Genomic DNA, 10363 nt, shown 5'->3' on the forward strand with positions numbered 1-10363 from the left:
CAACAGAGAAAATAAAAACGCCCAGCGATTGGCTGGGCGTTTGTGTTTTAGCTTAAGCGAGCCGGATAAGGCTCGGTTTAATGCCAATCAAGATTAAACATGGCTAACTAGCACCATACGAATCGCATCAAGCTGCAACTGACTCGCATCGAGGTAAGTAGTCAGCTCCCGCATTTGGTTGCGTAGGTATTCTAATTCTTCCTCACGTATATTGGGGTTGACCGCTTTGAGAGATTCTAAACGTTCGAGTTCGCCTGTAAGCTGGCTGGTCATCTTCTCGCGCGCTTGAGCCACTAAATCATTGACGGCCACTTGGGCATACTCTTCGCCTTTAGCAAATAACGGATGCAGAATTGGCTGTGATGCAGTGACTAACTTGCTACCAATATGACGGTTTACCGCGCTTAACTGTTTGTCAAAACTGGTGTAATCGACCTTGGCTGACAGATCGTTACCATTTTTATCCAGCAGAATACGGATAGGCGTAGGCGGTAGATAACGATAGAGCTGGCTCGATTTAGGCGCCGAGGCATCTGCCATATAAATCAGTTCTAAAAACAGGGTGCCCGCAGGTAATGCCTTGTTTTTTAATATCGCAACACTTGTAGTACCGGTATCCGAGCTGGTGATCAAGTCGAGGCCGGTTTGCACCAGTGGATGCTCTTGGGTGATCAAGGCAATATCATCACGGGAGAGTGCAGTATCACGGTCGAAGGTGACCGTCACGCCATCCTCATGCAGGCCGGGATAAGTCGGGAACATCATATGTTCGCTTGGACGCAGGATAATCGAGTTTTCGCCTTTATCTTCCTGGTCGACACCGATAATGTCCCACAAGCGGATCACTGAGCCAATAAGTTTAGTATCTTGATCGCTTTGGGCTAAACGCTCGACAATCGCCTTGGCTTTATCGCCACCATGGGAGTTGATTTCCAGCAGTTTATCACGGCCTTGCTCCATGGCGTGTTTCAGTTCTTTGTAACGGCTTTGGGTGTGATTGAGCAGATTGGTCAGCTCGTCTTCATCACCGCCTACAAGAACATTTAACAATTCTTCGGCAAATTCACTGAAAAGTATATGGCCGCCAGGGCAGGTAAGCTCGAAGGCATTTAGACCTTGGTGATACCATTGGAGTAAACGCTCCTGCGCCGTATCTTGCAGATAAGGCAAGTGAATTTGGATATCGTTCTTTTGACCAATACGGTCCAAACGGCCGATACGTTGCTCCAATAAATCTGGGTTTAATGGCAGATCGAACAACACTAAGTGGCTGGCAAACTGGAAGTTACGACCTTCAGAACCAATTTCTGAACAGATTAACGCCTGAGCGCCGCCGTCTTCTTGGGCAAAGTAAGCACCCGCTTTATCGCGCTCGATGATCGACATGCCTTCGTGGAATACGGTCGCTTGAATGCCTTCACGGGTACGCAGGGCTTCTTCTAAGCTCAGGGCGGTATCGGCGCCACTGGCGATAATCAGCACTTTCTTGCTGCGGTGCGACTTTAAAAACTCGATTAACCAATCCACGCGAGGATCGAATTTCCACCAACTGGCGCTGTTGTCTTCAAATTCTTGATAGAGTTTTTCAGGGCTTAAGGCTTGTGCCGCTTTCGCTTCTAAGGTTTTACGACCGCCCATCATCTCATTCACGCGTGCAGCGGTAAGATACTGCTCAGGCATCGCATGGGGATAGGCGTTGAAAATACGTTTCGGAAAACCTTTTACCGAGGCGCGGCTGTTGCGGTAAAGCACGCGGCCAGTGCCGTGGCGATCAAGCAGTTCTTGCAGTAATTCGCTGCGCGCCGCTTGTTGCAATTCGCTGTCGATGCCTTCGGCTTGAATTAACCGAATGCTCGGCGCTATGTCTTTTTCGCTGAGTAATTCGGTTAAGCTGTTGATAGCGGTATCGGATAATTTGCTTTCGCCCGCTAAAGCTTCGGCGGCGATGGCGACATCTTTGTAGCTGTTTTCTTCAGCAAGGAAGGCGTCGTAGTCATAGAAACGATCTGGGTCGAGTAGGCGCAAGCGCGCAAAATGGCTCTCGTGACCGAGTTGATCCGGTGTTGCGGTCAGTAATAATACGCCCGGTACGACTTCGCTTAAGGCTTCAACCACTTGGTAGGCGCGGCTTGGGGCGTCTTCGGTCCACTCTAAATGGTGCGCTTCATCAACCACTAACAGATCCCAATCGGCATCGAGTGCTTGATCGAGGCGTTTCTTTTTGCGCAGTAATTCGAGTGAACAAATCACTAACTGTTCGGTATAGAAAGGGTTGTCATGGTCGGCAAAGGCTTCAACGCAACGGTCTTCATCAAACACGGAGAAGCGCAAGTTAAAGCGGCGCAGCATTTCCACTAACCACTGATGGCGCAGGGTATCCGGCACAATAATCAATACTCGTTCGGCACGGCCTGTCAGCAGTTGTTGGTGGATAATTAACCCTGCTTCGATGGTTTTACCTAAACCCACTTCGTCGGCCAGCAACACCCGCGGCGCATAACGGCGACCCACTTCATGGGCAATCCACATTTGGTGGGGGATAAGACCGACGCGTGGCCCTTGTAAGCCGAGTAAATCAGAGGTCGCCAGTTGATTGCGTAGTAACTGGCATTGGTAACGAATGCCGAAACGATCGAGGCGGTCAATCTGACCCGCAAACAGGCGATCCTGCGGTTTGTTAAAGCGAATATTGTGGTTTAACAGGGTCTCACGCAGGCTGGTTTTCTCACCTGTTTCGCTGTGGATTCCGTGGTAGACGACGAGGCCGTCTTTTTCGGTGAGTTCTTCGACCGAGAGGCTCCAGCCTTCATGGCTTTCAACCGTATCGCCAGGGTTGTATATGACGCGGGTCAGCGGGGCTTCGTTACGCGAGAACATACGGTTCTCACCAGTCGCAGGGAATAACACTGTGACCATGCGGCCTTCAACTTGTACGACTGTTCCTAAACCAAGCTCTGACTCGGTATCACTTATCCAACGTTGTCCTAAGGCAAACGGCATCTTAAATTCTCATCTCTGGGCGGACTCTAACAAAGGGCGCGTATGTTATATCAATACTAGGGATATTTGAATCGCCCTCTCAACCGTTAGAGACTAATTCTCCACACAGCAGATTACAAATTGAACAGTGAAGAAAATTCTCTGTTGCAGCTCGAGGTTTTGTCATGCTTCTGTCATATCGAGGGACCTACACTGCTTTCGAGTCTCTGATGATTTGGTTGGCATTCATTGAGAATGGTGCCAATATTAGTGTAAGCCGCTAGCTATCTTTATTCGGTAGAGGCTTGAACTTAAAGATCATTCTTAACCTAACGCCAATCAGCAAAGGAGCCATATCCACTCACTGGGAACGAGATATAACATAAAAACAATCGAGCACTCTGGAGGCGCCATGGAACAAGACGACAGAAAGTTGTTTGTACTGGATACCAATGTGTTACTACATGAACCTTTGGCGATCTATTCGTTTAAAGAGCACGATGTAGTCATTCCGATGACTGTGCTAGAAGAGCTAGACCAGATTAAAGATCGAAAGAGTGATGTGAGTCGCGATGCGAGAGTTGCCATTCGGGCATTGGAAGATACCCTCGGCGGCGATACAACACCTGAACAAATTATTAATGGTGTCCCTTTGCCAAGTCGAGAAGGGCATGCCGATGCAATAGGCTCACTTTCTATTTTCCCTGACCATCTTGTCGATTTTACCTTAGGTGCCCTGCCGGGGGATGGCAACGATAACCGCATTATCAATACCGCACTACATCTACAAAATCTTCACCATCCACGCACTGTGGTACTCGTCACTAAAGATATCAATATGCGTCTTAAGGCCAAGGGCGCGGGTATTCAATTGGTTGAGGATTATCGAACCGACCAGCTGATCGACGATATTCGTTTCCTCAGTAAGGGCTTTTATCAGTTCGAAGGTAATTTTTGGGAGCATTTAAACAAAGTGTCCACCGAGCGCCACGGTCGGCATACGATTCATGAAGTCCCACTGAAAGATTTAGACAACGAACCCTTCTACATTAACCAGTATCTGATTGACACCGAATCTGATTTTTGTGGGCGCGTCACCGAGCGTAGCGATACTCATCTGCATATTTTGGATTTGGGCCGCGAGCGCTTAAAAAACCTCGAGGCGTGGGGCGTTAAACCTAAGAATGTTTATCAAGGCATGGCGCTGCAAGCCTTGCTCGATCCTGATATTGATCTGGTGATCTTAACGGGGCCAGCGGGTTGCGGTAAAACCTTACTGGCAATGGCGGCTGCGCTTGAACTGGTAGTTGAGCGCAATCGCTACGATAAGGTAATTGTGACTCGTAATACGCCAGAAATTGCCGAATCGATAGGTTTTTTACCCGGCACCGAAGAAGAAAAGATGATGCCATGGCTGGCGGCGATTACCGATACCTTAGAAGTGCTGCACAAGAATGATGTCAATCCGACCGGCAGTTTGAACTACATCATGGAGAAGGCGAATATCCAATTTAAGTCGATCAACTTTATGCGCGGCCGCTCGATCCAAAACTCCATTGTACTCTTGGATGAATGTCAAAACTTAACGGCGTCACAGATCAAAACCATGATCACTCGGATGGGGGAAGGCACAAAATTGATTTGTTGCGGTAACTTAGCACAGATCGATTCGAATTATCTCACCGCAGTGACCTCGGGTTTAACCTACATTGTTGAGCGTTTTAAAGACTTTGAAGGCAGTGCAAACTTGTACCTGAATGGCGTGGTGCGTTCACGCTTAGCTGAATACGCTGAAGAACATCTCTAACCATTAACTAAATTGTTACAAAAGGTCTCACTTGTGGGACCTTTATTTTTAGCCATTTCTATGATTTTTCAGTTAGCTAACCATAGACTTTGCTAGTCTGAGAGCGGCAATTATTTGATGTGACTCGGGGTTTCTTCCTGCTAATATAAGGACCCATAAATGAACTCCGTAACTTTTGCCACCGATGGCTAAATCAAGTGCTGTAATCAAGGGTAGTGGATGAAATCGAGTGAGCCGGATCTCCAGCTAAAATCGCCGATCCAAAAGAATTATAACCGTGCCGTTTTTTATACTTATATCGGTGTAATTGTCCTGTCGTTGCTGACGGCGTGGATGTTTTTCGATCGCCAGAAAAGCCAGCAGATGGATCAGCGTGAAGAGCAGGTTGAACGCCATGTATTGCAAATTGACTTACTACTGGAGTCTAGCATTCGTGCGGTGAAGAGCTTGCGGGATGTGGCTGTGGATCACCTACGTTTAGGTGAGTTAGTGCGTAAGGATCGCTTACCGCAGTACGGCAAATTTAACGAAAGTGGTCAGTATTTTACCTTAGAGCCTAATTACGCCAAAGGTGGCAAGCCATTCACTAATATGGGGCGGATCACGGGCGCGGGTTCCCTCGATGGTCGCAGTGATAAGTTCTACCAAGAGCTGGAAATGCTGTTCGAGTTATCGCTGTCTTTCCCTGTGGCCAAAGAAGCTGCACCCAAAGCCTCGGCAATTTATTATCTATCGCGCCAGCGGATGATGTCCTACTTCCCTTGGACCAATGATGATCAACGTTTTAGAGACGAGTTGCTCAATAAAAAACAATTCCAATACGCGACGCCAGCGATGAACCCGCAACGCAGCGTGTTTTGGAGTGAGGCCTACGTCGACTCCACAGGTAAAGGCTTATTGACCACCTTAGGTGTGCCCGTTTATCTCGACGATGAGTTTATGGGCTCGATAAACCTCGATATGACCTTAGCCTCATTGGCGCGGCAAATTCGGGTGTACTTCAAAATGCCGGGGACGGTGATCCTGCTCGATCAGCAGAATAATATTTTATCCCACAGTGATTTTGATGGCTCTGATATCAATCGGGTGTATCACATCAGCCAGCGCATTCCTTCTGAGCTGCATTCGTTGCCTGAGTCTGAATTATTCGATGCCCACGAAGGCATTATTCGTAACGGTTACTATATCCACTCGGTTGCGCTGCATAATGCGCCTTGGCGCTTGTTATATCTGCAAAATGAAGACGACCTGTTCCAAGATTCGGTCGAAAAACTGCAACTGACCTTTATCCTTGTGGTCATCGCTCTGTCGGTGCTGGTGACCATAGTACACTGGCAAACGCGCCGCTCTTTTGTGAGCCCTGCATCGCGGCTGTTATCCCACTTAGAGGGCTGCTCCCAAGAACCGCGTAAACCGCCGGAAAAAATCACCCCTGGTTGGGAGCCTTGGTTCCTATTGGTCAGCCGCATTTTTGAGGAAAACAAGCAATACACTCACCATCTGGCCGAGCAAAATAAACGACTCGATAAACTGGTCGCGCGTCGTACTGAGCGGTTAAAAGATGCTACCGAGCGCCGCGAACGTGAATATGCGTTATTGCGATCCTTACTCGACTCCATCCCAGAAGCCATTGTCTTTAAAGATAAAGAGGGCAATTACCTCGGCTGTAACAAGGCCGCCGAGCGGATGTTGGGTTACACCGAAAGCGAGATGATCGGTCTGTCGTCGGAGGATTTAACCTCGCCAGAGATGGGCATTCGTATTCGTGCCGAGGATGAGCAGATCCTAAAAGATCGCACGCCGCTGCGTTATCAAGAGAAGGTCGAGTTAGCGGGTAAACCTGTGTTGCTAGATACCCTTAAATTGCCTTTTTACAATCGCCGTGGCGAGCTGCAAGGCTTAATTGCCGTGTGGCGCGATGTCACGCGTGAGTACGAGTCCGCCGAACAGTTACGTCTGTCGGAAGAGCGTTACCATTTAGCGATGGATGCGGTAGAGGATGGTCTATGGGACTGGTATCTGGATTCGGAACATATTATTTGCAACCCATCCTATTATTCGATGCTAGGGTATAAACCCAATGAATTCCCTGCGTTAGTGTCGGCTATCGACCAGCTAACACACCCCGACGACAGAATTCGGGTCGAAGAATATCGTAATCAGTATCTGCAAAATCCCGTCGATGCGTATGAGATCGAGTTTAGGATTTTAGGTAAAAATGGTAGTTATCACTGGGTGCTTTCCCGTGGACGGGTAGTGGAATTTACCGCCGATGGTCAGCCTAAGCGTATGGTCGGTACCCATAAGGACATCACGCGTCATAAAAGTAACGAAGTGGCGCTGTTGGAGGCGAAGCAGGATGCGGAATTGGCCAACCTGTACAAGAGTGAATTTTTGGCGAATATGAGCCATGAAATCCGCACGCCAATGAACGCTATTATCGGTATGTTGCAGTTGGCGCAGCGTACCTCGCTGACGGCGCAGCAGAAGGATTACCTCGAAAAAGCCGGTTTCTCGGCGCAGTCGTTACTGCGAATTATTAACGATATTCTCGACTTCTCTAAGATTGAGGCCGGTAAGTTAGAGTTGGAGCGGGTGCCGTTTCCGCTGGATAAAGTGCTCGATCATGCCCTCGATCTCAACGCGCTTAAGGCGCAGGAACAAGGCGTTGAATTATTGCTGTATGCGCCCGTGACGGCAGGACTCATTCTTAAGGGCGATCCACTGCGTCTAGGCCAAGTGCTGATCAATTTGTTGTCGAACGCGGTGAAGTTTACTCAATCCGGCGAGATTGAACTGGGATGTGAAGATGTCGGTGAGCGCGATCACCGGATTACCTTAAAATTCTGGGTGCGTGATACCGGTATTGGGATCAGTAAAGATCAGCAGGAAAAGTTATTCGATGCCTTTGCCCAAGCCGATGGTTCGACGACCCGTAAATATGGCGGCACAGGCTTAGGTTTATCGATCAGTAAGCATTTGGTCTCCATGATGGGTGGCAAGATGCAAGTACAGAGTGAGTTAGGCGTTGGCAGTACCTTTAGCTTTACCATCAGCTTTGAGATTGCCGAAGAGGCCAAGGTTGAGCCCTTAGTTGTGCCTGAAAAACTCAATAATTTACGCACACTTGTGGTGGATGATAACCCAACGGCGCTGCAAATTTACTCAGCGTTGATGCGCGATTTCCACTTCGAGGTGGATACGGCCGCGAGCGGCGCCGAGGCGCTGTATAAGTTGTCGCGAGATCCTATCGATTTATTGTTGCTCGATTGGATGATGCCAGAAATGGATGGCAGTGATGTGATTAGCGCCATCGACACTATGGTGGCCGAAGGTCGGATCGCGAAACGGCCAATCATTATTATGATGACGGCCTATGCGGCTGAACCTTTGCAACTTGAAGTCGATAGTGCCAATGTGTTTGCTGTGTTGCAAAAGCCCTTTAAGGCCTCGAGCCTGTTCGATGAGATTATTGCCGCCTTTGCCGACGAGCCAAGGCTCAATGTCGCACAGCCTATTGCTGAAGTGGCTGTCGAAGAAGGTGAGCACACAGGTTTAGTGCTCTTGGTTGAAGATAACTTTATCAACCAACAGGTTGCGACAGAGCTGTTAAAGAGTGCGGGTTACGAAGTCGTCGTTGCAGGAAATGGCCAAATTGCGTTGGATATTATCGACTCGCGCCCCTTTGATGCGGTATTAATGGATATTCAAATGCCAGTAATGGATGGTTTAACGGCGGCGAGGGCACTGCGTGAACGTTACAGCGCTGATGCCTTACCGATTATCGCCATGACAGCCCATGCGATGTCTGGAGATCGGGAAAAGAGTCTCGCCGCAGGGATGAATGCCCATATTACTAAGCCTATCGTGCTATCCGAATTATTTGAAACCTTAACCCATTGGATTAAGCACAAACATAATCACCATTAATTGTTCGCCCGGGGCCAGTGATGGCCCCGCGTGGTTAGTTTCATAGCGTGACCACGTAGACAGCCAGTTCAGGAGGAAAGATGAAACCCCATAGCCTAGCCCTCGCCATCCTGCTCTTAGGTTTGCCAGCCCTTAGCGTTGCCGCTACTCTGCCGAGCACTAAAATTGTTAAGCAAAGCCAAGTAGCCAAGGGATTTCTCAATTTTTACTATGAACCGAGCGAAGGGGAGTTATACCTTGAGGTGAGTCGCCTCAATCAGCCCTTTCTCTTGGTGACTAGCTTGCCTGAAGGGGTCGGTTCTAACGATATCGGCTTAGATCGTGGCCAGTTAGGTCAAACCCGCATGGTGCAGTTTGAGCGCCAAGGTCCCTACATCCAGCTTAAGCAACTGAACACCCAGTATCGCGCCAATACCCAAGATGCCGCCGAAAAACGAGCAGTAGATGAAGCCTTTGCCGATTCGGTATTGTGGCAGGGAAAATTGCTCGAAGGTAAGCCGGATATGGTGGCGATCAGTGAGCTAGTGCTTAATGATCTGCACGGTGTCTCACATGTGCTGCAACAGACGGGACAGGGCAATTATCGTCTCGACTTAACCCGCTCGGCGATTTTGCCCACGGGAGTCAAATCCTTTGAAAAAAATAGCGATGTAGATGTGCAATTGACCTTTAAGGGCGATGTTGCTGGCGAGCAAGTCGCTAAGGTCACGCCCGATGGCACCTTTATGTCAGTACGGATGCGTTATTCTTTTGCTGAATTGCCAGACGAAGGCTATCAAGTTCGCGCCTATCATCCGATGAGCGGCTATCTATCCGATGAGTACCGCGACTATGCGACGGATTTTTCTGAGCCTCTGGTGCAGCGGTTTATTTTGCGCCACCGCCTGCAAAAGGTGAACCTAGGCCCTGCGCCTAGTGAGGTGGTTAAACCTATCACCTATTACCTCGACCCAGGTGTGCCTGAGCCTATTCGCTCGGCACTGCTCGATGGCGCACGCTGGTGGGAAACGGCCTTCACCCAAGCGGGATTTATCAACGGTTTTAAGGTTGAACTGTTGCCGCCCGATGCCGATCCGCAGGATATCCGTTATAACATGATCCAGTGGGTCCACCGTGCGACGCGAGGCTGGTCCTATGGCGCAGCGCTCACTGATCCGCGTACTGGCGAAATCATCAAAGGCCAAGTGACCTTAGGTAGCTTGCGGGTGCGCCAAGATTACTTGATTGCCAAAGGGTTAACCGCAGGTTGGCGTGATAGAAGCGCCGCCGAGCAAGCGGCTAATGACTTAGCCTTAGCGCGTATTCGGCAACTCGCCGCCCATGAGGTCGGCCATACCTTAGGCTTAGATCATAACTTTGCCGCCTCGACTAATCAGGATGCCTCTGTGATGGATTATCCCCATCCTAAGATCATGCTGAAAGGCAATGATATTGATATTTCAGCACCTTATAGCGTTGGTGTCGGGCCGTGGGATAACTTTGCCATCGCCTACGGTTATAGCGATGAAGGCGATGTGACTGCCCAGTTGGCGCTGCAAAATCAGTTGCTGGCCGAAGTGGCCCGTAAAGGGCTGCGCTATATTGGCGAAGCCGATTCGCGCCAGAAGGATGCCAGCCAAGCCTATGCTAGCCTGTGGGACAGTGGTG

At 49.3% G+C, this 10363-nt stretch carries 4 protein-coding genes; 3 read left to right on the forward strand and 1 reads right to left on the reverse strand.

Annotated features, from left to right (window positions below; translation table 11 throughout):
• Window positions 1–93: 93 nt before the first annotated feature.
• Window positions 94–3000: an RNA polymerase-associated protein RapA gene (rapA, locus tag L976_RS08595; RefSeq protein ID WP_047536056.1), complete on the reverse strand. Its 2907-nt coding sequence runs from the start codon at window positions 2998–3000 to the stop codon at window positions 94–96.
• Between the two features lie 391 nt (window positions 3001–3391).
• Here rapA and L976_RS08600 point away from each other — a divergent pair, with 391 nt between their 5' ends.
• The 3 genes from L976_RS08600 to L976_RS08610 all read left to right on the forward strand — a co-directional run.
• Complete coding sequence (locus L976_RS08600; protein WP_037426948.1) at window positions 3392–4786, forward strand: PhoH family protein; 1395 nt, start codon at window positions 3392–3394, stop codon at window positions 4784–4786.
• A 219-nt stretch (window positions 4787–5005) separates the two neighbouring features.
• Window positions 5006–8716 carry a response regulator gene (locus L976_RS08605; RefSeq protein WP_047536059.1) on the forward strand — a complete coding sequence of 1237 codons (3711 nt, stop codon included), beginning with the start codon at window positions 5006–5008 and terminating at the stop codon, window positions 8714–8716.
• An 80-nt stretch (window positions 8717–8796) separates the two neighbouring features.
• The coding region (locus L976_RS08610) for a zinc-dependent metalloprotease (protein WP_047540308.1) at window positions 8797–10363 on the forward strand (1567 nt) is incomplete at its 3' end.

It is taken from the genome of Shewanella sp. ZOR0012 (genome assembly GCF_000798835.1).
In the GTDB taxonomy this organism is placed as follows: domain Bacteria; phylum Pseudomonadota; class Gammaproteobacteria; order Enterobacterales; family Shewanellaceae; genus Shewanella; species Shewanella xiamenensis.